The sequence below is a fragment of the Mycobacterium gastri genome (assembly GCF_002102175.1).
Taxonomy (GTDB): Bacteria; Actinomycetota; Actinomycetes; order Mycobacteriales; family Mycobacteriaceae; genus Mycobacterium; species Mycobacterium gastri.
On sequence record NZ_LQOX01000108.1, the window covers coordinates 14,999 to 37,031 of the forward strand.

The 22,033-nt window shown below is 67.2% G+C and carries 23 protein-coding genes; 12 read left to right on the forward strand and 11 right to left on the reverse strand.

The genetic code is table 11. The annotated features are described in order from the left end of the window. Positions 1-133 precede the first annotated feature (133 nt). Complete coding sequence (locus AWC07_RS27590) at positions 134-484, forward strand: hypothetical protein (RefSeq protein WP_167380066.1); 351 nt, start codon at positions 134-136, stop codon at positions 482-484. Positions 485-585: 101 nt separating this feature from the next. Here AWC07_RS27590 and AWC07_RS13065 read toward each other — a convergent pair whose 3' ends face one another. From AWC07_RS13065 to ychF, 3 genes are all read right to left on the reverse strand, one after another. Next, positions 586-849 carry a type II toxin-antitoxin system RelE family toxin gene (locus tag AWC07_RS13065; RefSeq protein ID WP_036418249.1) on the reverse strand — a complete coding sequence of 88 codons (264 nt, stop codon included), beginning with the start codon at positions 847-849 and terminating at the stop codon, positions 586-588. Further along, entirely contained in the window at positions 846-1,130 is a 285-nt protein-coding gene (locus AWC07_RS13070; RefSeq protein WP_036418251.1) for a type II toxin-antitoxin system Phd/YefM family antitoxin, read from the reverse strand. Before AWC07_RS13070 ends, AWC07_RS13065 begins: the two co-directional genes overlap by 4 nt. A gap of 101 nt (positions 1,131-1,231) precedes the next feature. After that, positions 1,232-2,329: a redox-regulated ATPase YchF gene (gene ychF, locus AWC07_RS13075; RefSeq protein ID WP_085105096.1), complete on the reverse strand. Its 1,098-nt coding sequence runs from the start codon at positions 2,327-2,329 to the stop codon at positions 1,232-1,234. Positions 2,330-2,619: 290 nt separating this feature from the next. Here ychF and AWC07_RS13080 point away from each other — a divergent pair, with 290 nt between their 5' ends. Further along, complete coding sequence (locus AWC07_RS13080) at positions 2,620-3,807, forward strand: DUF6542 domain-containing protein (RefSeq protein WP_208622415.1); 1,188 nt, start codon at positions 2,620-2,622, stop codon at positions 3,805-3,807. 22 nt (positions 3,808-3,829) lie between these two features. Here AWC07_RS13080 and AWC07_RS13085 read toward each other — a convergent pair whose 3' ends face one another. After that, positions 3,830-4,837, reverse strand: coding sequence for a 4-hydroxy-3-methylbut-2-enyl diphosphate reductase (locus tag AWC07_RS13085; RefSeq protein WP_036419944.1), 1,008 nt, complete (start codon positions 4,835-4,837; stop codon positions 3,830-3,832). Between the two features lie 107 nt (positions 4,838-4,944). Here AWC07_RS13085 and AWC07_RS13090 point away from each other — a divergent pair, with 107 nt between their 5' ends. The 4 genes from AWC07_RS13090 (at position 4,945) to AWC07_RS13105 (ending at position 8,246) form a co-directional block, all read left to right on the forward strand. Beyond that, on the forward strand, positions 4,945-5,568 hold the full coding sequence (locus tag AWC07_RS13090; protein ID WP_036419942.1) for a lipid droplet-associated protein: 624 nt from the start codon (positions 4,945-4,947) through the stop codon (positions 5,566-5,568). After that, positions 5,565-6,812: an exodeoxyribonuclease VII large subunit gene (gene xseA / locus AWC07_RS13095; protein WP_036419940.1), complete on the forward strand. Its 1,248-nt coding sequence runs from the start codon at positions 5,565-5,567 to the stop codon at positions 6,810-6,812. Before AWC07_RS13090 ends, xseA begins: the two co-directional genes overlap by 4 nt. Then, positions 6,802-7,059 (forward strand): exodeoxyribonuclease VII small subunit, encoded by a 258-nt coding sequence (locus AWC07_RS13100; RefSeq protein ID WP_036419938.1) that lies wholly within the window; start codon positions 6,802-6,804, stop codon positions 7,057-7,059. The genes xseA and AWC07_RS13100 overlap by 11 nt, the downstream gene beginning before the upstream one ends. Before the next feature lie 65 nt (positions 7,060-7,124). After that, on the forward strand, positions 7,125-8,246 hold the full coding sequence (locus AWC07_RS13105) for a 3-beta-hydroxysteroid dehydrogenase (protein ID WP_051508288.1): 1,122 nt from the start codon (positions 7,125-7,127) through the stop codon (positions 8,244-8,246). A 284-nt stretch (positions 8,247-8,530) separates the two neighbouring features. Here AWC07_RS13105 and AWC07_RS13110 read toward each other — a convergent pair whose 3' ends face one another. The 3 genes from AWC07_RS13110 to AWC07_RS13120 are packed head-to-tail and all read right to left on the reverse strand — an operon-like array spanning position 8,531 to position 12,663. Beyond that, a complete protein-coding gene (locus AWC07_RS13110; protein ID WP_036419937.1) occupies positions 8,531-9,991 on the reverse strand; it encodes a flavin-containing monooxygenase in 1,461 nt (486 codons plus the stop codon). After that, entirely contained in the window at positions 9,988-11,094 is a 1,107-nt protein-coding gene (locus tag AWC07_RS13115) for a zinc-dependent alcohol dehydrogenase (RefSeq protein WP_425271245.1), read from the reverse strand. The genes AWC07_RS13110 and AWC07_RS13115 overlap by 4 nt, the downstream gene beginning before the upstream one ends. A 27-nt stretch (positions 11,095-11,121) precedes the next feature. Continuing rightward, entirely contained in the window at positions 11,122-12,663 is a 1,542-nt protein-coding gene (locus AWC07_RS13120) for a carboxylesterase/lipase family protein (protein WP_036419935.1), read from the reverse strand. Between the two features lie 168 nt (positions 12,664-12,831). Here AWC07_RS13120 and AWC07_RS29345 point away from each other — a divergent pair, with 168 nt between their 5' ends. Both AWC07_RS29345 and AWC07_RS13125 read left to right on the forward strand, forming a co-directional pair. Continuing rightward, the gene (locus AWC07_RS29345; RefSeq protein WP_279628880.1) at positions 12,832-12,954 is read left to right on the forward strand and encodes a hypothetical protein; all 123 of its coding nucleotides are present in this window, start codon (positions 12,832-12,834) and stop codon (positions 12,952-12,954) included. A 131-nt stretch (positions 12,955-13,085) separates the two neighbouring features. Beyond that, positions 13,086-14,243, forward strand: a complete 1,158-nt coding sequence (locus AWC07_RS13125; protein WP_036418960.1) for an AI-2E family transporter — start codon at positions 13,086-13,088, stop codon at positions 14,241-14,243. Here AWC07_RS13125 and AWC07_RS13130 read toward each other — a convergent pair. Next, positions 14,221-15,021: a dienelactone hydrolase family protein gene (locus tag AWC07_RS13130; protein ID WP_036418955.1), complete on the reverse strand. Its 801-nt coding sequence runs from the start codon at positions 15,019-15,021 to the stop codon at positions 14,221-14,223. The genes AWC07_RS13125 and AWC07_RS13130 overlap by 23 nt on opposite strands. A gap of 12 nt (positions 15,022-15,033) precedes the next feature. Continuing rightward, positions 15,034-15,681, reverse strand: coding sequence for a DUF4245 domain-containing protein (locus AWC07_RS13135; protein WP_036418963.1), 648 nt, complete (start codon positions 15,679-15,681; stop codon positions 15,034-15,036). A 55-nt stretch (positions 15,682-15,736) separates the two neighbouring features. Between AWC07_RS13135 and glpX the strand changes: the two genes are divergently transcribed. The 4 genes from glpX to AWC07_RS27595 all read left to right on the forward strand — a co-directional run bounded on the left by glpX (position 15,737) and on the right by AWC07_RS27595 (position 19,465). Next, on the forward strand, positions 15,737-16,825 hold the full coding sequence (gene glpX, locus AWC07_RS13140) for a class II fructose-bisphosphatase (RefSeq protein WP_139829680.1): 1,089 nt from the start codon (positions 15,737-15,739) through the stop codon (positions 16,823-16,825). Between the two features lie 29 nt (positions 16,826-16,854). Beyond that, on the forward strand, positions 16,855-18,276 hold the full coding sequence (locus AWC07_RS13145) for a class II fumarate hydratase (protein ID WP_085105097.1): 1,422 nt from the start codon (positions 16,855-16,857) through the stop codon (positions 18,274-18,276). A gap of 71 nt (positions 18,277-18,347) precedes the next feature. Continuing rightward, the gene (locus tag AWC07_RS13150) at positions 18,348-19,322 is read left to right on the forward strand and encodes a hypothetical protein (RefSeq protein WP_036410623.1); all 975 of its coding nucleotides are present in this window, start codon (positions 18,348-18,350) and stop codon (positions 19,320-19,322) included. After that, a complete protein-coding gene (locus AWC07_RS27595; RefSeq protein WP_167380067.1) occupies positions 19,319-19,465 on the forward strand; it encodes a hypothetical protein in 147 nt (48 codons plus the stop codon). The genes AWC07_RS13150 and AWC07_RS27595 overlap by 4 nt, the downstream gene beginning before the upstream one ends. Positions 19,466-19,593: 128 nt before the next feature. Here the strand turns inward: AWC07_RS27595 and AWC07_RS13155 are convergent, their stop codons facing one another. Together AWC07_RS13155 and AWC07_RS13160 are read right to left on the reverse strand one after the other, a co-directional pair. Further along, positions 19,594-21,045: an adenylate/guanylate cyclase domain-containing protein gene (locus tag AWC07_RS13155; protein ID WP_085105100.1), complete on the reverse strand. Its 1,452-nt coding sequence runs from the start codon at positions 21,043-21,045 to the stop codon at positions 19,594-19,596. Positions 21,046-21,094: 49 nt separating this feature from the next. Then, positions 21,095-21,970: a polysaccharide deacetylase family protein gene (locus tag AWC07_RS13160; RefSeq protein ID WP_036418906.1), complete on the reverse strand. Its 876-nt coding sequence runs from the start codon at positions 21,968-21,970 to the stop codon at positions 21,095-21,097. Positions 21,971-22,033 lie beyond the last annotated feature (63 nt).

The following is a 22,033-nucleotide window of genomic DNA, read 5'->3' on the forward strand; positions in this document are numbered from 1 at the left end:
ATTGAATCTTCGGCGAACTTGGCCGGTTAAGGTTTCTCCGCAGGTTCATGGCACTGCACGTGGCTCGGTGAGCCGGGCCTCGAGGTCAGCCGTCCGGGTCGCTTTGAGCGCGACGTCGCTCCGACTCGTCCATTTGACGCGTGATCTCAGCCTGTTACCGAGCAGCGTGGGCTCGCAGCCGCTGCTCTCGGTCGGCGGCACGCTGCAAGCGCTCGCGTTCACGGTCGGCGGCGGTGCCCTCGCGTTCGTCTGCGCGTCTTTCTCGTTCGTCAGCCGACAGCTCGCGATCGTTGGCGACCCGGTCCCGTTCCGCGGCTATCCGATCCCGCTCGGAAGCGAGCCATTCCCGTCGTGCCAGCTGAGCCCGCTCCCGTTCGACCGCCGCCTGCTCGCCCTGCCCGGCCGCCTCTTGGCGTTGATCCTGTTGCGCCGTGCATCGATTCAGCCATCCGAGGCTCTCGCTTGTCGCACCCTCAACACATAGTCCACGCGCAGGGGCCCGGTCTAGGGTCGGTGGACTTTGACGTTGGCGCCGTTGATGAGCCGGCGGATGCTCGTTATCGCTTGGTCAGCGACCACGTCGCCCTACCGGTAAACGTCTCGCCGATGCGCGATATGAATGACGCGGACGACGACACGCTCGTCGAAAATCTGATAGATCACCCGAAACTCTCCTCGGCGGGCCGAGTACCGGCCTTCCAACTGATCACGAAGTGGCTTTCCGACTCGGTGAGGGTTCTCGGCGAGCGGCCCTCGGATGAACTCCCAGCAAGCGATAGCCACCGCCTCCGGTAGGAGATCGGTCAACGCATTCTTCGCCGCTCTGGTTAATTCGACCTGATAGGTCATCGTGGCAGCCGGCCGGCGGCGCGCATCTCCTCGGCAACCTCGTCGAGTGAGTAGACCTCGCCGCTCTCAGCCTCGGCCTCAGCTGCCCGGACCTCACGCATCAACTCCTGATCGCTGAGGATCGCCAAGGTTTCCATGATCGAGTCATAGTCGTCGGCGCTGAGAATCACGGCCGCTCGGCGGCCTTTCCGAGTGATCTCGATCCGCTCGTGGGTGCGAACCGCTTCGTCAACCAACTTAGAGAGGTTGGCGCGGACCTCGGCCAACGGAAGCGTTATCATGTACAGAATTCTAGCGCGATTTCAGACATTAAATCTGAGTTGCGAGCTGTTCCCACCGGCACTGACGTACTTCAAGCCCTGAACGGGGATGACGCAGCCAACTATGCCTTCTTCTGCTGACCGGACGCCGCTTGAAACCGGAACTCGACCACGTCTCCGTCGGCCATCACGTAATCCTTGCCTTCCATCCGGACCTTGCCGGCCGCCTTGGCCGCCGCCATGGACCCGGCTGCAACCAGGTCGTCATAGGACACGATCTCGGCCTTGATGAAGCCCTTTTCGAAGTCGGAGTGGATCACCCCCGCCGCCTTGGGCGCGGTGTCGCCCTGATGGATCACCCACGCCCGCGCTTCCTTGGGGCCGGCGGTCAGGAACGTCTGCAGCTTGAGGGTGTGAAAACCCGCGCGGGCCAATGCGTCGAGGCCGCGCTCGGTCTGCCCGATCGACTCCAGCAGTTCGGCGGCTGACTCGTCGTCGAGTTCGGCCAGCTCCGATTCGATGGCGGCGTCCAAGAAGACGGCATCCGCCGGCGCCACCAGCGCCCGCAGCTCGGCGACCCGCGTCGGATCGGTCAGTACCGGCTCGTCGGCATTGAACACGTAGAGGAACGGTTTGGTGGTCAGCAGGTTCAGCTCGCGCAGCACCGAGGCATCCACAGCGGCGCCGGACAGTGTTTTGCCGCCGTCGAGCACCTGCTGGGCGGCCAGTGCTGCGTCATACACCGGCGTGCGCTCCTTGGTGGTGCGAGCTTCCTTCCCCAGCCTCGGCAGGGCACGCTCGAGAGTTTGCAGGTCGGCCAGGATCAGCTCGGTTTCGACGACCTCGATATCGGATTGCGGATCGACCCTGCCGGCCACGTGGGTCACGTCGTCATCGGCGAACACCCGCACCACCTGGCAGATGGCGTCGCATTCGCGAATGTGCGCGAGGAACTTGTTGCCCAGGCCGGCCCCCTCCGAGGCCCCTTTGACCAGGCCGGCGATATCGACGAACGTCACCGGTGCGGGGACGATGCGCTCGGATCCGAAAAGCTCCGCCAGCTTGTCCAGTCGCGGATCCGGCAGCGAAACGACACCCTCGTTGGGCTCGATGGTCGCGAACGGATAGTTGGCCGCGACCACGTTGTTACGGGTCAGCGCGTTGAAAAGGGTCGACTTTCCGACGTTGGGCAGACCCACGATTCCCAGGCTCAGGCTCACAGGGACCCAAGTCTAGGACGGCTGCGCCCCAGCGCCCTCCTGGCCGTCAGTGGGTAACCGCTTATGACGTCGGTCACAGCAGCATCGCGCGGGCCGAAGTGTTCGTTGCGCCCGGGTAGTCGTGACCAGCGACGCCTCACGATGAGGGGGCAAACTGTGGACCCAAAGAGGCTCCTGGGGCAGATGTGACTACTGCCCCGCACACGGCGCCACAGGCCGCGGATGGCACGCCGCCGGCCGCCGGCGAGGTGTTGACGAGCCTACGGGCTCACAGCCGGTACGGTCTACATGTGTCAGCACAGCGGGCGAGTTCAGCGGTGGAGCCAAGTCGCCGCTCCATCGTCCCCAACATCCCCGGGGTGCCCTGGTGGGCGGCCGTGCTGATAGCCGTCACAGCCACCGCCGTGGGGTACGCGTTCGACGCCGGTCACAAGGAGTTGACGCACGTCTTCGCCGGGTTCTATATCGCCGGTTGCGTGGCGGCGGTGCTGGCCGTGCGCCAGTCGGGCTTGTTCACCGCGGTCATCCAGCCGCCGCTGATCCTCTTCTTCACGGTGCCCGGCGCCTACTGGCTGTTCCACGGCGGCAAGATCGACAAATTCAAAGATCTGCTGATCAATTGCGGTTATCCGCTGATCGAGCGCTTCCCGCTGATGCTCGGCACCGCCGGTGGCGTACTGCTGATCGGTCTGATCCGGTGGTACCTGGGCATGACCCAGCGCACCACCACAACCGCGAAAGCCAACGACCCCACGAGCACAACCACCCGTCGAAAGTCTGCGATCAGCGCGCTCGCGGCCAAACTCAGCGGATGGCTGTCCCCCGGCGCCGACACCGAGGAAGCTCCCGACCCCGATTCACAGCCGGCCCCCGCGATCGGACGCACCTCCCGCAGCGGCCGGACCACCCGGAGCAGTCGGACTACCGCCCGGCGCACTGATCGGACCCGATCCCGGCATGCCCGATCCGCGGCGGATGATCAGCCGGATCCGGCCGCCGAACATCCGCGCCGCCGGCGTCCGGCGCCGGCACGCGATCATGACGCCGCCGACCCGCCGCCTCGATCACGCCGCCGGCCCCGGCCACAGGACGACCCCGACCTGCGCGCCCAGCCGCCGCGGGAGACGCGCCGAGATCCGCACACCCGCCGCAATCCTTACGAACGGCCCGCCCCACGCAGCAGCCGCTTCGATCCCTACGGCACCTACGAGCCGCCCGAGCCGGCCGAGCCGGCCAACCGGTACGAGCGGCGGGGGACCCGATACGAGCCTTACGAGCCGCCGCGCCGGCGCTCCGCCCCGGGCGGGCCAACCGGCGCCAACCCAACACACCACCCGATCTCGCAGGTCCGTTACCGCGGCTCGGCCCCCTATGACGAGCCGCGTGACATGCCGCGCGACGAGCCGCCACCTGAGCGCCGGAATCGTTCCCGCACACCGCGCAGGCCCCAGTCCGGCTCCTGGGAATACGACGGCTGAACCGGTTCTGAGCCGGGCGGGTTTACCGCGCCGACCGGATCTCCCGCGGCAGGGCAAACACCAGCGTCTCGTTGGCCGTGGTCACCGGCTGCACCATGTCGTAGCCCAACTCGGCCAGCCGTTCCAGCACGCCGCGCACCAGCACCTCGGGAACCGACGCGCCGGACGTGACACCGACCGTGGTGACGCCCTCCAGCCATGCCGGGTCGATGTCGTCAGCCCAATCGACCAGGTGGGCGGTCTTAGCCCCGGCGCCCAGCGCCACCTCGACCAGCCGCACCGAGTTCGACGAATTGCGGGAGCCGACGACGATCACCAGTTGGCACTCGGGCGCCATCGCCTTGACCGCGACCTGCCGGTTCTGGGTGGCGTAGCAGATGTCGTCGCTGGGCGGATCCTGCAGTTTGGGGAACCGCTGACGCAGCTTCTCGACGATCTCCATGGTTTCGTCCACGGACAGCGTGGTCTGCGACAGCCACACCACCTTGTTCTCGTCGCGGACCGTTACCTGGTCGACGGCTTGTACCCCGTCGACCAGCTGCACGTGGTCGGGTGCTTCCCCGGCGGTGCCGACAACCTCTTCATGGCCCTCGTGACCGATCAGCAGGATGTCGTAATCGTCCCGGGCAAAGCGTCTGGCCTCGTTGTGCACCTTGGTGACCAGCGGACAGGTGGCATCGATGGTCTGCAGGTTGCGTTCGGCCGCGGCCGCGTAGACGGTGGGCGCCACCCCGTGCGCGGAGAACACCACAATGGCTCCCTCGGGAACCTGGTCGGTCTCCTCGACGAACACCGCACCGGCTGCGGCCAGCGTGTCAACCACATGGCGGTTGTGCACGATCTCATGCCGCACGTAGACGGGCGCGCCGTGCTTTTCCAGTGCGCGTTCGACCGTCTCGACGGCCCGGTCCACACCTGCGCAGTAACCCCTCGGCTCGGCCAGCAGCACCCGCTTGCGGGTTGGAGCGTGGGTTACCGAGCTCGCCGACCTCGACGCACCGGGAATCCCCATATCGACAGTCGGCACCATGTGTCCAGGGTACTTTCCGCCCGCCGGCCGCGACACAGCCATGACACAACCCCGCCTGATCGCGGCCCCGCTTGGAGTTAGCCGCCGCTTGAGGCAGTCTTGGACCCATGGCTTCTGCACCGTATGGGGTTCGGCTACTGGTCGGCGCGGCGACAGTCGCCGTCGAGGAGACGATCAAACTGCCGCGAACCATTCTCATGTACCCGATGACGCTGATCAGTCAGGCCGCACACCTGGTTATGCGCTTCCAACAGAACCTCGCCGAGCTGGTCATCAAGGGCGACAGCACGTTGGAGACGCTGTTCCCGCCCAAGGACGAGCAGCCGGAATGGGCAACCTTCGACGAGGACCTGCCCGACGCCGTGGAGGGCTGGGAGGGGTCGTTGACGGCGCTGCCGGGTCCCGATGCCACCGGCGCCGACCGCCGGTCCGCGGGACGGTTCGCGCTGTACTCGGTATCGGACCCGGATGAGTCCAGGGCCGCCGATTCCCCGACTAAGCCGATCCCGGCCAGGCAACCGAACACGTCATCGAATTCGGCGGTCCCGGCACCCGCGATCGCGAGTGAACTCGACTACCCATCGCTGACCCTGGCCCAGCTGCGGGCCCGGCTGCAATCGCTGGATGTCAACGATCTCGAAGCCCTACTGGCCTACGAGCAGGCCACCAAGGCGCGCGCCCCGTTCCAGACGCTGCTGGCCAACAGGATCACCCGCGCGACCGCCAAGTGACCCGGGCTTCCCACGCAAACTCGGCCGAGAATCCGTTCCCGGTGCGCGCGGTAGCCATCCGGGTCGCGAGCTGGATCGATCGGCTGGGCACGGTCTGGGTTGAGGGGCAGCTGGCCCAGATCACGATGCGGCCCAACTCCAAGACGGTGTTCATGGTGCTGCGTGACCCGGCAGCCGACATGTCGCTGAACGTCACCTGCCCCCGTGATCTGGTGCTGGCCGCGCCGGTGAAATTGACCGAGGGCACCCAGGTGGTGGTTTGCGGCAAGCCGTCGTTCTACACCGGGCGCGGCACGTTCTCGTTGCGGCTCAGTGAGATTCGGGCCGTCGGCATCGGCGAGCTGCTGGCGCGCATCGAACGGCTACGCCGGCTGCTGGACGCTGAGGGCCTCTTCGATTCGCGGCTCAAGCGTCCAATCCCGTTCTTGCCCAACGTGATTGGTCTGATCACCGGGCGGGCGAGCGCGGCTGAGCGGGACGTGACGACGGTGGCCGCCGCGCGTTGGCCCGCGGTGCGGTTCGCGGTGCGCAACACCGCGGTGCAGGGGCCCAATGCCGTGGTGCAGATCGTCGAGGCGCTGCGGGAGCTGGATCGCCACCTCGAGGTCGACGTGATCGTGCTGGCCCGCGGCGGCGGCAGCGTCGAGGACCTGCTGCCGTTCTCCGACGAGACGCTGTGCCGCGCGATCTCGGCCTGCCGCACGCCGGTGATCAGCGCGGTCGGTCACGAACCCGACAATCCGCTGTGCGATCTGGTCGCCGATCTGCGGGCCGCCACCCCCACCGACGCGGCCAAGAAAGTCGTTCCGGATACCGCGGCCGAGCAGCGATTGATCGTCGACCTGCGCCGGCGCAGCGCCCAAGCGCTGCGCAACTGGGTATCCCGCGAGGAGCGGGCACTGGCCCACCTGCGTAACCGCCCGGTGCTGGCCGACCCGCTGAAGGCGCTCACGGTGCGCGGCGAAGAAATCCAGCGCGCCCGGTCGGCGCTTCGCCGCGACATCAACCGGTTGGTCGCCGCCGAGACCGAACGGGTCGGTCACCTGTCGGCGCGACTGACTACGCTGGGGCCGTCGGCCACGCTCGCCCGCGGCTATGCCGTGGTGCAGAGGCTTTCGGACTCCGGACCACCGACAGGGGTGCTGCGGTCGGTCCACGACGCGCCGGCGGGCACCAGGCTGCGGGTGCGGGTTGCCGACGGCGCCATTGCGGCGCTAAGTGAAGGACCTACCGATGGCTGCTGACGAAAACGACGAAAACCAGGACGGGAACGGCTCTATTACACCCATTAGTCAGCTCGGCTATGAAGCTTGCCGGGACGAACTGATCGAGGTCGTGCGGCTGCTGGAGCAGGGCGGCCTGGACCTCGATACGTCGCTGAAGCTCTGGGAAAGAGGCGAACAACTCGCGAAAAGATGTGAGGAGCACTTAGCTGGTGCCCGGCAACGGGTGACCGATGCGCTAGCGGCCGGCGGCGCTTCCGAGAACTAACGCAGGCCGATTCTCCGGCGGTTTCACCGGGCAATTCTTATTCCGAACTGGAACACGTTTTAGTTATGCTTCGCCGCATGGGTGATGCATCGTTGACAACTGAACTCGGCCGCGTCCTGGTCACCGGCGGCTCAGGCTTCGTCGGGGCCAACCTGGTTACTACGCTGCTGGAGCGGGGATACCAGGTGCGTTCCTTCGACCGCGCGCTCTCGCCGCTGCCCCCGCACCCGAACCTCGAGGTGCTGCAGGGTGATATCACCGACGCGGCCACCTGCGCCACGGCAGTCGACGGCATCGACACGATTTTCCACACCGCGGCGATCATCGATCTGATGGGCGGCGCCTCGGTGACCGACGAATACCGCAAGCGCAGCTTCGCGGTCAACGTCGGCGGCACCGAGAACCTTGTGTACGCAGGGCAGCGGGCGGGGGTGCAGCGGTTCGTCTACACCTCGTCCAACAGCGTGGTGATGGGCGGCCAGAACATCGCCGGCGGTGACGAGACGATGCCCTACACCAGCCGGTTCAACGACATCTACACCGAGACGAAGGTGGCCGCCGAGCGATTCGTATTGTCGCAGAACGGTATTGACGGCATGCTCAGCTGCGCCATCCGCCCCAGCGGGATCTGGGGCCGCGGCGACCAGACGATGTTCCGCAAGCTGTTCGAAAGCGTGGTCAAGGGCCATGTCAAGGTGTTGGTCGGCCGCAAATCAGCCCAGCTGGACAACTCCTACGTGGACAACCTGATTCACGGTTTCATTCTGGCCGCGCAGCACTTGGTGCCCGGCGGCACCGCGCCCGGGCAGGCGTACTTCATCAACGACGCGGAGCCGATCAACATGTTCGAGTTCGCCCGGCCGGTCGTCACGGCGTGTGGCGAAAGTTGGCCGCGGATAAGGGTATCCGGCCGCCTGGTGCGCGACCTGATGTCAGCGTGGCAGTGGCTGCACTTCCGGGTCGGGCTGCCGAAGCCGCCACTGGAACCCCTTGCGGTGGAGCGGCTTTACCTCGACAACTACTTTTCGATCGCCAAGGCGCAGCGCGATCTGGGCTACCATCCGCTGTTTACCACCGAGCAGGCCACAGCCGAATGTCTGCCCTACTACAAGGATCTTTTCGAGCAGGTCAAGGCGGCGGCCAAGCCCCATCTGGTGTCGGTCGTCGACGCAGCACCGCCGGAATAGCGCGTGCGCCCCAGCTAGAACCGTGGAGGATCAGCCGCCATCCGGGCTTCGTTGATGCCGCGCTCCCAGCCGATCCGCGCGGCCCGGATGATGCCAACTCGACGGCTAACCCGTGCCGAAACAGCCAGTCCGCGTTTCCCTGCCGGCGCGGGCATAGCCGGTGGCGGCGCCAATGTGCCCGTCAGCATACCTAGCGCGGGAAAGTGCTGGGCGCCAAGAGGTTTGGTAATGTACCTTGCCCCCGCGGGGACTCCGCTGAGTGCGGCAACTAGATCAGCACCGCCCTAGCGCAGCTCGTAGTCGTCGAGGGCCGGACGCTTCATCACTTCGCGGAACCGGGTGAAAGTCCACGGCCATGCCACCGGAACGCCGCGGTCGTCGAGATACCAGCTGCGGCAGCCGGTCACCCACACCGTCTTTTTCGCCGCTTCGATGCGGTCGGCCTCGAAGCGCGCCGTCGCCTCGCGACGGGCGCTGATCTGGCGGCACCGACCGTCGGCCAGTAGCTCGAAAAGCTGCAGCAGATAAGCCGTCTGGGCCTCCGCCACGTCGATCAGCGAGAAGTTGCCGACCGGCCCGTTAGGTCCATTGAGCATGAACAGGTTGGGAAAATCGGGCACCGACACCGACAGGTAGGCGAATGGCCGCCGCCCCCACACCTCGTCGAGACGCACACCGCCACGGCCGACCACCTCCATGGGGCGCAGGAAACGATCCACCCGAAAACCGGTGGCCAACACCAGCATGTCGAGGCGATGCAGCCTTCCGTCGACGGTGCGTATCCCGTCGGCTTCGACGCGGTCGATGCCCGCGGTGACCAGATGGGCGTTGGGCCGCTGGATGGCCTGGTAAATGTTGCCGGAGATGATCAGCCGCTTGCACCCGGCGCGGTAGTCGGGCCGCAGCTTTTCCCGCAGTGCGGGGTCGGCGACGCTGTCCTCGAGGTTGGCATGGGCCACCTTTTGCAGCATCTGCAGCGCCTGCGAGTCGGCGTCGACGACGGCGTTGGCGAAGCTTTGGATGAAGTCCCGGTTCAGCTGCGCGCGCAGCTGGGTCAGCACCGCCGGGTCGGATCGATAGCGCGCCCGGTCGGCCTCGTCGACGGGCGGATTGTCCACCGGCAGGATCCACTGCGGGGTCCGCTGGAACAGGTGCAGCTCGCGCACGACGTCGGTGATGGCACCGGTGATCTGCACCGCCGACGAGCCGGTGCCGATCACCCCGACCCGGGCACCTTCCAGCGGCACGCTGTGGTCCCAGCGGGCGCTGTGGAACATGCTGCCCGCAAATTCGTTGAGCCCGTTGATGTCTGGGTAACGCGGGTGATGCAATACGCCGGTGGCGGCGATGACGACGTCAGCGTCGTCGCAGTCACCGGTGGACAGCTCGATGCGCCAGCGACTTCCGTCGTGCTCGAGGCGGCGAACCTCACGCCCGTAGCGGATCAGTTCGTCGACGCCGTAGCGGCGCGCGACGTTGTCGAAGTACGCGAGGATCTCCGGCCCGGGCGCGAACGCGTGGCTCCACTCGGGGTTAGGCGCGAAGCTGTAGGTGTACAGATGGGCGGGCACATCGCAGGCAATGCCCGGGTAGGTGTTCTCCCGCCAGGTTCCGCCCAGCCGATCGGCCTTCTCATACACCATGACGTCGGCAAAGCCGGCCTCGCGCAGCTTGAGTGCGGCCAGCACGCCGGCCATTCCGGCGCCGATGATGACGAAGCGCACGCCAGCCCGATGCGCGGTCATGGCGTGAGCACTCCGTGCACGGGCGGGACACCGTCGCGCTCGCCGGCCATGGTGGCGAGCAGCTCCTCGGCATCCTGAAAGCCCACGCAGCGTCGGGGCAGACTCTCGAACGGGTAGCGACCCGATGTCAGCAGCGCCAGCGCCGTCCGGTAGGCGGTGGCGTCCACGCCGAGCGCGCCGAGGATGCGCAGCTCCTTGAACACCACCAGGTCCGGCGAGAATCCGGGCGCGCCGGCGCCCAAACCTCTGGTGCCGGCGACCACGACCGTCCCGGCCGGCCGCGCGAGCGCGATCGCCTGCGCGAACGCCGCCGGCGCCTTGGCGGTGACGTCGACGACGACGTCGGCCAGCCCGCCGGTCTTCCTGTTCAGCGCCGCGACCGGGTCGTCCGTCGCGACGTCGACGGCGAGGTCAACACCGAACTCGCCGGCCAGCGCCAGCCGGTCGGCGTCCCGGGGGCCCAGCCCGGTCAGCATGACGAAACCAGCGCCGGCTTCCTTGGCAGCCACGGCGGCGCACAGCCCGCGGACACCCGGTCCGAGTATCGCGACCACGTCGCCGGCGCCGGTGCCCGGAACCGTTGCGCCCCAGCGAATTCCGGCTCCCAGCGGATTGAATAGGGTGGCCACCGCGGGATCCAGCCCGGCGGGCACCGGCAACACCATCGAGTCGGGCGCCAGGTATTGGTATTCGGCGTAGCCGCCCCACAGTCCGGGTGCCCGGTCGACCGGGATGAAGCCGTACATGTCGGCCAGACCGTGGTGTTCGCAGCGCCGGTACTCACCGGCGAGGCAGTTCGCGCACTGTCGGCAGGACTGGAACACCTCGACCGCCACCCGGTCGCCGGTCGCCACCCCCCAGCGCCGGGCCGCCTGCGGCCCGATGGCCTCTATGATCCCGACGGTTTCGTGACCGGGAACGAACGCGAAGCCACCGCTCAGCGCTCCGGTGTACTGCTCGTGGTCGGTACCGCACAGTCCGCAGGCTTCCACCCGCACCAGCGCGTCGTCAGCGCCAACCTTCGGCACCGCAAGCTCCCGGACGACGAGACGGCGCGGCGCCTCCAGGACCAACGCCCGCGACATCGTGGCGTCCGAGTTCATCGCACCCACCTCTGGGTCCAGCCGCGGCTAGCGGAAGCCCACGACCTGGCCGCCCCAGGCAGCTCGGATGTGGCCGTCGAGATCGCGCGCGACGGTGTCGGTTTTGTTGATGATCAGGCAAGCCCGATCGGCGTCGTCGTACGGTGGCCAGTCCGGCTCGCCCGCGGGGCCGGTGGGGTTGCCGTGCCGGGCGAAGTTGACCCACCGGGTCCGCAATCTGCTCGAGACCGCCTTGGCGGTCCTGACGCCGCCCAGTCGCAGCGTCGGGTCGTGCGGTCCTCCGAGATTGCCCCAGACATAAGGCAATTCGGTGGCGTGGGCGGCGTTGACCAGCAGCAGCTTCAGCAACGGCGTCGAATAGTCGAAGCGGTACAGATACACCGGTGCCGCCCTGCGGTGTCCGTCGGCCAGCCACACCGAGGGCATCCGGAAACCGACATCGGTGGCGATGCTCAGCGGCCGGGCCTTGCGCCGCACGCGCGAATAGGCCAGCCCGATCTGCTCCTCGGTGGGCAACTGCAGGTCGGGCTGTTCGGCGGCGATCTGGGTGAACATCGACGTGATCGCGTGCGGGGTGATCGGCATCAGCGGTGAGCGCATCAACCGGAACAGCGCCGCCTCGTGCTTGTTGGTGCCGATGATCAACGGAACCGGCTGTGAGCGGCCCTCCTGCGCCACTTTCACCGGGTAGTCGTCCAACAGGTCGCCATCCACGATGGGCACGAACGCCGCCGTACCGGGGTTACGCACCGGCACTTCGTCGAACACTTCTTTCGACGCCGCGATCATCGCCGCGGTGGGCACGTCAACCAGCCGCTCGACCTCCGACGCGCCGATCCCCAGCTTGTCCAGAACGCGCACGGCCACCCGCCGGGCCCTGTCGCGGGCGTATACCGAGGTGGCCGGCGAACTTTGGGCGATCGCCCGGCCGAACAGCCCCGCCGCTGCCGGGACGGCCAGCAGGGTCGTGACGAGTCCGGCTCCCGCCGATTCACCGAACAGCGTGACGTTTCCCGGAGCCCCGCCGAAGCCCCCGATGTTGTCGCGTACCCAGCACAGCGCGGCCAGCACGTCCCGCAGCCCGACGTTGGAGTCGAATCGTCGTGACGTGCTGAACGTTGACAGGTCGAGAAAGCCCAGCGCGCCGAGCCGGTAGTTGACGGTCACCACGACCACGTCGCCGCCGGCGGCCAGCCGCTGGCCGTCATAGAGCGGTTGGCTGCCCGACCCGAGCGTGTAGGCGCCGCCGTGCAGCCATACCATCACGGGCTTGCCGTCGCCGGGCTCGGTGCCGGCCGGGGCCCAGATGTTCAGCCACAGGCAGTCCTCGCGCTGGGGTGCCCCCAAATCGAGTGGCATGTTCGGAATGACCGGTTGCGGGCAGGCCGGTCCGAAGCTGACGGCGTCGGCCACCTGGGTCCATCGCTGCGGCGGCTCCGGCGCCCGAAAACGCAGGTCGCGCAGCGGCGGCGCGGCATACCGAACGCCCTTCCAGGTCTTGGTGTCGCCGTTGCCGGTGCCCCGGACCGGGCCGTAGCTGGTTTCGACCACGCAGTCGTCGATCGCCATACTCCTGAAACTCCCATCCCATGCCTGACGTCAGGTTAACCACCGTCGGGCGCAGGCCCTCGCGAGGACCGCCGAGCCAGGCCGTATGCAGCGGGTAGCCGTCGTGGGGACGCGGATCTGGTCTTCCTCGAACTCGAAGAGCGAAGTGCCGTAGGCGATTTCACCAGCATGGTCAACTCGCTGTCGGTCCACGCGTCCAACGACGCGGGCCGGATCACTCACTACCCGCAGCTGGCCCGCCCAGCCACCGACATCCTGAAAAGCTTTGACGCAGCCGCGATCCCGTGGTGACCCAGCCCGGATCAAACGACGACCGGGGACCGCAGTCACTGCGCCGAGGACCGCGGTTCTGCATACCAAAGGCACAGCCTCCGGTTAGGGTGACGCTCAACACCGACGCGGAGGGCTGCCCCGGTCCGAAGATGAACACCGAATTCACGCTCACCCAGAAGCGCGCGCTGGCGGTCCTCACGCTGGTCGCCCTGCTGTTCGGCGCCTACTTCCTGCGTGACTATTTCGTGCTCATCGTGGTTGCGGCGGTCGGCGCGTATCTGTTCACGCCCCTGTTCAATTGGTTCAGCAAGCGGCTGAGCACCGGGTTGTCGGCCACCTGCACGGTGTTGACGGCATTGGCCAGCGTTTTCATTCCGGTCGCGCTGTTGGTGGTGCTGGCCGTGGTCCAGGTCGCCCGGATGGTCGACAACGTCGCCGAGTGGTTCAAGACCACCGATCCCAGCGAGCTCGGTGACAAAGTGTTGCGCCTGATCAACGACTTGCTGGCCCGGGTGCCGTTTCTGCATGTGACCGTGACTCCGGAGATGCTGCGAAACGCGATGATTTCGGCGGCTCGCACCGTGGGCACCTGGCTGCTGCATGTCTTGCAGGGCGCGGCCGGAAGCCTCGCCGGCGCCGTCACGTCGGCCATCATCTTTTTGTATGTCTTCGTGGCACTGCTGCTGAACCGGGACAAGTTGCGGACGCTGATCGGCCAGCTCAACCCGCTGGGCGAGGAAGTCACCGATCTGTACCTGCGCAAGATGGGCTCGATGGTGCGCGGCACCGTCAACGGCCAGTTCGTCATCGCCCTGTGCCAGGGCGTGGCCGGCGCCGCATCGATCTATCTCGCCGGATTCCACCACGGGTTCTTCATCTTCGCGATCGTGCTGACCGCGCTGTCGATCATTCCGCTGGGCGGCGGGATCGTGACGATCCCGTTCGGCATCGGGATGATCTTCTACGGCAACATCGCCGGCGGCGTGTTCGTGGTGCTCTGGCACCTGCTGGTGGTCACCAACATCGACAACTTCTTGCGACCGATCCTGGTCCCGCGCGACGCCCGGCTGAACTCCGCGCTCATGTTGCTCTCGGTGTTTGCCGGCATCGGGATGTTCGGCCCGTGGGGCATCATCATCGGTCCGGTGGTGATGATCCTCATCGTCACCACCATCGACGTCTACCTGGCGGTGTACAAGGGCGTCGAACTCAAGCAACACCATGACCCACCCACCCGTCGCAAGTGGCTCCCGCGCCGAACCGGGAACACCCCGGCCGGCGCGGCTACCGACTCAGCCGCTCAGTGAGGAACTCGACCACGCGCTTGCGGGCTTCGTAGGCCGCCTGGCCGTCCACCTCGCGGACCTCGTCGGTGAGCACCGAATGCGCCATCCGGCTGAAGTCGTCCGCGTTGCCCGGGCTGGAGTCGATCTCGATCACCTCGAACGCGTCGCCGAGTCGCTGCTTGAGCGTGGCGAACCGTTCCCGCGGCGCCATCTTGTCCTCGCTGAAACGCAACCCCAGGGCGCACAAGCCGTCGTTGGCGCAGCGGTCGGCGACGACTCGAAGTTCGGATTCGCTCAGGCCGGGGTCGCGACGCTGCGCCGGCGTCAGCGGCAGTGGGACCGAGGGCTGGCTGAGCACCGGGGCGAACACGCTGTCGTCGACGGCGGCGGCTAGCGCGAAGCCGCCGGTGAAACACTGGCCGATCACCCCGACGCCCTTGCCGGGGGTCGACGCGTTGAGATCGCGTGCCAGCGCGCGCAGAAACTGCGACACCGGACGCTGCTTGTTGGTGGCCATCGCTGCGAATTCCCGGGCCACACAGGCCCGGCTGATCGTGGCCGCCACGTAGCCGGCCGACACCGCCTTGCCCGGCTCACCGAACAGCGACGGTATGGCCACGGTGAACCCGTTGTCCACCAAGTGATTACCCAGGCCCAGCACCCCGGGATGAATGCCCGGGATCTCCGGGATCAGCACCACTCCGGGGCCAGACCCCTTGCGATAGACCTGGTGCGTGTAGCCGCCGCCGGTGAACGGCGACGCCGACCACCCGGACAGGTCCGCTTCGGGTCCGCTCAAGCTACGTCCCTTCTATCGGCTCGCCGGCAGGGGCGGCTGTGATTGCGTCGCCGTCGCCAGCGTACGGAACTCCTCGGCGCTGCCGGCGCCGGTGATCGCGACCTGGGTGGGACCGGCCGGGCTGGCCAGCCTGGTGGTCCACACCGGCTCGAGGGCGCCGTTCTTGTCGGCACCTTGATACACGACCCAGCTGATTCCGCCCACGTCGACCGTTCCGGTGGGGTACATGCCCGGATGGATGGAACCGACCAGCTTGTCCTCGTCGGCGTTGCTCTGGGTCACGCTCAAGTACATCCCCGTCGGGCTGATGTATCCCACGGTCGAGGTGGCCGCGTTCAACCGCTGACCGGCCGACGTATCGGTCCGGCCGTTCTCGATGCCGCCACGGCCACCGGAGTTGGGTTGCCATCCCGGCGGCAATACCGGCTGCCTGATCGGGAACCCCAGCGTCGCAGCGTCTGCCCGCAACGCCGTCGCCGCGTCGTAGGACGGGATCCTTCCCCGGTTCGTCCCCCCCGGTTGCAACGAACACATCCCGACCATGCCGGCCAGCAGGATGCAGCCGATCACCAGCGGCACCAGCGACCAGAACATGTCGCGACCGTCCTGCAGCAACCGTGGTTTGGCCGGCTTCGGCGCCGGCTGCGGCTCAACAGTCACCTGGCCAGTATCCCAGCTCGTGCCGTGTGATTCGCTTCTGGGACAATCAGCAACCATGACTGCACCGGGATCCGGTTCGTCGCCGACGACCATTGCGAAAACCGACCCTTCGGCCGCCCGGCCGCCGCGCGGGGAAGCCCCGGACCGCAACCTGGCCCTGGAGTTGGTGCGGGTCACCGAGGCCGGCGCCATGGCGGCCGGGCGCTGGGTGGGCCGCGGCGACAAGGAGGGCGGCGACGGCGCGGCGGTCGACGCGATCCGCGAGCTGGTGAACTCGGTCTCGATGCGCGGGGTCGTGGTGATCGGCGAGGGCGAAAAAGATCACGCGCCGATGCTGTACAACGGCGAAGAAGTCGGCAACGGCGACGGCCCGGAATGCGACTTCGCCGTGGACCCGATCGATGGCACCACGCTGATGAGCAAAGGCATGCCCAACGCCATCTCGGTGCTGGCGGTGGCCGATCGCGGTGCGATGTTCGACCCGTCGGCGGTGTTCTACATGAACAAGATCGCCGTCGGCCCCGATGCCGCGCACGTGCTGGACATCACGGCTCCGATTTCGGAAAACATCCGGGCCGTGGCCAAGGTCAAGGAGTTGTCGGTACGGGACATGACGGTGTGCATCCTGGACCGCCCCCGGCACGCGCAGCTGATCCACGACGTGCGGGCCACCGGGGCGCGGATCCGGCTGATCACCGACGGCGACGTCGCCGGCGCCATCTCGGCCTGCCGGCCCGCCTCGGGCACCGACATGCTGGCCGGCATCGGCGGCACCCCGGAGGGCATCATCGCCGCCGCGGCGATCCGGTGCATGGGCGGGGCCATCCAGGCCCAGCTGGCGCCTAAGGACGAGGCCGAGCGGCGTAAGGCGCTCGACGCCGGCTACGACCTCGACCAGGTGCTGACCACCAGAGACCTGGTCGCCGGCGAGAACGTCTTCTTCTGCGCCACCGGGGTCACCGACGGCGACCTGCTCAAGGGTGTGCGCTATTACCCCGGCGGCTGCACCACCCAGTCGATCGTGATGCGGTCGAAGTCGGGCACCGTGCGGATGATCGAGGCCTACCACCGGCTTTCGAAGCTCAACGAGTACTCGGCGATCGACTTCACCGGCGACACCAACGCCGCCTACCCTCTGCCGTAAACCGTTCCCCACAACCAAGGATCCGATCAATGGCCGACAGTGCCTCTGATAACGACACCGACTACCGCATCGAACACGACACCATGGGCGAGGTCCGGGTGCCGGCGAAGGCGTTGTGGCGCGCGCAAACCCAGCGTGCGGTGGAAAACTTTCCGATCTCGGGGCGGGGCCTGGAGCGTGCCCAGATCCGCGCCCTGGGGCTGCTGAAAGGCGCGTGCGCGCAAGTGAACAAGGACCTCGGGTTGCTGGCGCCGGAAAAGGCCGACGCCATCATCGCCGCGGCAGCCGAGATCGCCGACGGCCGCCACGACGACCAGTTCCCCATCGACGTCTTCCAGACCGGTTCGGGCACCAGCTCCAACATGAACACCAACGAGGTGATCGCGAGCATCGCCGCCGCCAACGGGGTCACGGTGCACCCCAACGACGACGTCAACATGTCGCAGTCGTCCAACGACACCTTCCCGACCGCAACCCATATCGCGGCGACCGAGGCCGCGGTCTCTCATCTCATCCCGGCCCTGCAGGTGTTGCACGATGCGCTGGCGGCCAAGGCTCTGGAGTGGCAGACGGTGGTGAAGTCCGGCCGGACCCACCTGATGGATGCCGTCCCGATCACCCTCGGCCAGGAGTTCAGCGGGTATGCCCGCCAGATCGAGGCCGGCATCGAAAGAGTGCGCGCCACCCTGCCGCGGCTGGGCGAACTGGCGATCGGCGGCACCGCCGTCGGCACCGGCCTCAACGCGCCCGAGGGCTTCGGCGTCAAGGTGGTCGCAGTACTGGTGGCCGAGACCGGCCTGTCCGAATTGCGAACGGCGGCAAACTCTTTCGAAGCCCAGGCGGCGCGGGACGGGTTGGTCGAGGCGTCCGGCGCGCTGCGCACCATCGCGGTGTCGCTGACCAAGATCGCCAACGACATTCGCTGGATGGGATCCGGCCCGCTGACCGGGCTGGCCGAAATCCGGCTGCCGGATCTGCAGCCCGGCAGCTCCATCATGCCTGGCAAGGTGAATCCGGTTATCCCGGAGGCAGTTACGCAGGTTGCCGCGCAGGTGATCGGCAACGACGCCGCGGTGGCCTGGGGCGGGGCCAACGGCGCCTTCGAGCTCAACGTCTACATCCCGATGATGGCCCGCAACATCCTCGAGTCGTTCAAGCTGCTGACCAACGTGTCACAGCTGTTCGCGCAGCGCTGCATCACCGGGCTGACCGCCAACGTCGAACACCTGCGTGAACTGGCCGAGTCGTCACCGTCGATCGTGACACCGCTGAACTCGGCCATCGGTTACGAGGAGGCGGCTGCCGTCGCCAAGCAGGCGCTCAAGGAGCGAAAGACGATCCGCCAGACCGTCATCGATCGCGGCCTGGTAGGCGACAGGCTTTCGATCGAGGAGCTCGACCGGCGCCTCGACGTGTTGGCGATGGCCAAGGTCGAAGCGGCCGACGACTAGACCGGGCCGATGCCGGCGTCACGCGACTACCTCAGCTGAGGTAGTCCACAGAAGCGAGGATGGTTTAGCAGATGACGGCTCCCCCGGGCGGCCCTTACGGTCAAGATCCGAATCAGTATGGGCAGCAGCCCTATTGGGGTGGCCAGCCACAGGGCGGCTCGTACCCGTACCCGCCGGGTGGCCCGTACCCCAACCCTCAAGGGACGGATCCCTACGGCGCGGCCCCCCACCCGCCCCAGCAATATCCGCAACCCGGCCAGCAATATCCGCCCGGCTGGCCGCCCGGGCAGTACCCGCCCGGATACCCGCCCGGACCACCGCCGAAGCCGCCCGGCTCGAAGGTGCCGTGGCTGATCCTCGCCGGCGTCGCGCTGGTAGGCGTGATCGCGCTGGTAATCGTGCTGGTCGTGGTGCTCAACCACCGCGACAGCTCCAGCACCGCCGCCCCCTCGATCCCCTCGGCGACAACGGGCGCCACGACCTCCCAACCCGGCGGTTCTCAGCAGACCGCGACCGACTGCACGCCCAACGTGTCCGGCGGCGACAAACCCGAAAACGGCACCATCAGCGCCGGCAAACTGTCGTTCCCGGCCAGCGTGGCATCCGGCTGGGCGCCGTTCTCCGACGACCAGAGCCCGAACCTGATCGAGGCGGTGGGCGTCGGCCAAGAGGTGCCCGGCGCCAGCCAGTGGATGATGCAGGCCGAAGTCGCGATAACCAACTTCGTTTCCAGCATGGACGTCAGCAAGCAAGCCTCGAAGCTGATGCAATGTGTGGCCAGCGGCCCGGGCTATTCGCAGTCCCAGCCCACCCTGGGGCCGACGAAGACGTCATCGATCACGGTCGACGGAGTCAAGGCCGCCCGGGTGGACGCCGACGTCACGATCGCCGACACCTCGCGCCACGTGAAGGGTGACACCGTCACCATCATCGCGCTTGACACCAAACCGGTCACCATATTCATGGGCGCAACACCCATCGGCGACGCGGGCTCGGCGGCAACGATCAGCAAGGTCATCGCCGCGCTGAAGGTTTCCAAATCGTGACGTATCGGGCCTGCGTCCGCCCTGGGCGCCCCCGCCGGCCGGACCGCGATATCGACGAGTTCGCCCACACCGGCGTCGTCGACGGCGACTCGTCCCCCGAACTCGTAGCAAAGTGGTCGCACTCGGCGGTCGGTCTGTCATGAAGCCAGCGTTCACCCGCCAAGCGTTGAGATCTACGCCAGCGCGGAAATCCCGGAGAGGGTGAGGCGCTAACGTCGATCTCGGCGCGAGGACCGCGATCCCACCCCCGACGAAGTTACGGGCGTGACCACTACGCCTCGCCTGCCGGTGCCGAGATGTGCGTGGCTTCGGTGCGGCCACGCAGCACCGTGGAATAGCATTCTGCCCAGTGCTCACGCTCGTCCTCGGCCGCGCGCTCGACGGCCGCCGCCGAGCACAGGATCCGCCGGTCCGACGTTTTGGCGAGGTCGGCCAGCCGCGCGGCTTCATTGACGGCGTCGCCGATAACCGTGTACTCGTGCCGGTTTTCGGCGCCGATGTTGCCGGCAAACACCCGTCCTGCCGACACGCCGATCCCGAAGTCCACCACGGGCAGCTCATGTAATCGGGTCGCCAGCACACGCGCCGTCGCCAGCGCCGCCGATGCCGGTTCGCTCGTGCGCAGCGGCGCTCCGAAGATCGCCAGCGCCGCGTCTCCCTCGAATTTGTTGACCAGACCCTGATATTCGTCCACGGCGTCCACGACTATCCGGAAGAAGTCGTTGAGCACGTGGGCCACCTCTTGCGGCGGACGATTTTCCGCCAGCTGCGTCGAACCCACCAGGTCGATGTAGAGGACTGCGGCCTCCACGACGTCGCCCGACAACGACGAGCCCTCTTCGATGGCCCGGCGGGCGACATCAGTTCCCACGTACCGGCCGAACAGGTCACGCAGCCGCTCCCGCTCCTCCAGCCCGGCGACCATCCGGTTGAATCCGGTTTGCAGCCGCCCTATTTGGGAGCGTTCGTAGGCGCCGACGTAGGTTGCGATGTTGCCGTGTTCGACCTGCGCCATCGCGGCGACGATCTCGTCGAGCGGATCGGAGATGGATCGCGACGTCAGGATCATCGTCGGCAGCCCGAGCAGCAGCGCTGCCAGCGATACCACCAAGATGGGCACATCCAGCGATGCCGACTCCTGAATCAGCCAGCCATAGGACCGCAGCCCGACAAAGGCGGCGATCACCCCGATCGGGATCGCGCTGCACAAAAACCACAACAGGACCAGTCGCGCCAACACACCGGGGACCGCCAGGCGCGGCTGAGCACCGCGGGTGGCCACTCCTATGATCGGCCGCAGGGTGCGCTGCGCCAGCAATAGACCCGTGCCCGCGGCGGCGGGCCCACCTAACAGCACTCCGAGCAGAATGGGCAGCAAAATCTTGGCGCCGTCGGCGTGATTCATCAGCATCAGCACCGAGCCAGACGCCGACCAGGCGCCAACCAAGATGGCCGACTGGCGGCCGCCGAGCTTGATCGCGGCCTCTCGCTGTTGTGGGGTGGGCTCGTCGCCGGGGACGAACCACCGCAGCGTGGGAGCCAGGAGGAGAACACCACCCACCGCGACGCCGACGGTTCCCAACACGACCAACACCGAGACCAACGCCATGTTTTTCTCGGCGAAGTCGACGTAGGTGTGGCCTCTCAGCGGAATCAAGATGGCCGATGCGTCGACAACGGCCAGGAGGTAGGCGACGGCGAGGCCGAGCGCATAGTGAGCCAACAACCTGCGGGCGCTTGGGGGCTGCGCGTCAGCTGTGGAAGCGGGAGCCCTACGCACCGTTGTTCGGCCCGCCCGAGTTTTGGCCGGGAATGTCGGTGATCGGGAAGTTGGGCATCGGCTTGGGCGAGGGGGTGTTGGGCAACGATGGGATTTCCCCGGAAGGGATGTCGTGGAGTTCGTTGACGGGAGGCCCGTTCTCCCGGCTGCCGTAGCTGCTGCCGGGGGCGCGCGGCCCGAGCAGCTCGCTGACCGTCACCAGCCGGTAGCCGTTGGCCTTGAGCACCGGGATGAACTGATACACCAGGTCAACGGTGCTGGAGTAGGTGTCGTGGAACAACACCACCGAGCCCGGCTTGATGTGGGTCATCAGCATGTATCGCGTTGCCGCCGTGTTGGAGTCGTTGGCCCAGTCGAAAGGAATGACGTCCCAAAGGATTTCGGCTTGGCCGAACTTGGCGGCGGTTTGCCGCACCGCGGCGTTGGACAGGCCGCCGGCCGGACGGTACAGCGTGGGTGTGCGGCCGGTGGCGGCGGTGATGGCGTCGTTGGCCCTGAGAAACTGACCGGCGATGTCCTCGGGAGGGATCGTCGTCATGTTCGGGTGTTCCCAGGTGTGGCTGCCTATCTCCATGCCGGCGTCGGCGATGCGCTTGGCGGCCGCCGGGTTGGCCGCCACCTTGTTGCCGATCAGGAAGAACGTCGCCTTGGCGTCGTTGTCTTTCAGGATTTGCAGCAGCCGGTCGGTGTAGGGTCCCGGCCCGTCGTCGAAGGTCAGCGCCACACACTTGGCCACCGAACAATTGGGGTTGTCGGCGCGGGTGACGTGGCCGGTCAGCCCGCCGATCACCAGCACCGCGATGGCCGCCACGACACCTGTCACCGTGCGCCAGTAGCGCCAGGCCTGGTTGTCGGGTCGTTTGGGCACTTGAGAAGTTTACCGGGAGTCGAGTGTGCACTGGCGGCGTCGAGTGTGCGCTCAGGGCGTTGA

Bases quoted from the DNA above. Each gene is read 5' to 3' on its own strand.
- AWC07_RS13090 (WP_036419942.1), top strand. From the start codon at position 4,945: ATGGCTTCTGCACCGTATGGGGTTCGGCTACTGGTCGGCGCGGCGACA.
- AWC07_RS13145 (WP_085105097.1), top strand. From the start codon at position 16,855: ATGGCCGACAGTGCCTCTGATAACGACACCGACTACCGCATCGAACAC.
- AWC07_RS13120 (WP_036419935.1), bottom strand. From the start codon at position 12,663: ATGGCGATCGACGACTGCGTGGTCGAAACCAGCTACGGCCCGGTCCGG.
- AWC07_RS13115 (WP_425271245.1), bottom strand. From the start codon at position 11,094: ATGAACTCGGACGCCACGATGTCGCGGGCGTTGGTCCTGGAGGCGCCG.
- AWC07_RS13110 (WP_036419937.1), bottom strand. From the start codon at position 9,991: ATGACCGCGCATCGGGCTGGCGTGCGCTTCGTCATCATCGGCGCCGGA.
- AWC07_RS13125 (WP_036418960.1), top strand. From the start codon at position 13,086: ATGAACACCGAATTCACGCTCACCCAGAAGCGCGCGCTGGCGGTCCTC.
- AWC07_RS13105 (WP_051508288.1), top strand. From the start codon at position 7,125: ATGCTTCGCCGCATGGGTGATGCATCGTTGACAACTGAACTCGGCCGC.
- glpX (WP_139829680.1), top strand. From the start codon at position 15,737: ATGACTGCACCGGGATCCGGTTCGTCGCCGACGACCATTGCGAAAACC.
- AWC07_RS13085 (WP_036419944.1), bottom strand. From the start codon at position 4,837: ATGGTGCCGACTGTCGATATGGGGATTCCCGGTGCGTCGAGGTCGGCG.
- AWC07_RS13065 (WP_036418249.1), bottom strand. From the start codon at position 849: ATGACCTATCAGGTCGAATTAACCAGAGCGGCGAAGAATGCGTTGACC.
- AWC07_RS29345 (WP_279628880.1), top strand. From the start codon at position 12,832: ATGGTCAACTCGCTGTCGGTCCACGCGTCCAACGACGCGGGCCGGATC.
- AWC07_RS13100 (WP_036419938.1), top strand. From the start codon at position 6,802: ATGGCTGCTGACGAAAACGACGAAAACCAGGACGGGAACGGCTCTATT.
- AWC07_RS13070 (WP_036418251.1), bottom strand. From the start codon at position 1,130: ATGATAACGCTTCCGTTGGCCGAGGTCCGCGCCAACCTCTCTAAGTTG.
- AWC07_RS13150 (WP_036410623.1), top strand. From the start codon at position 18,348: ATGACGGCTCCCCCGGGCGGCCCTTACGGTCAAGATCCGAATCAGTAT.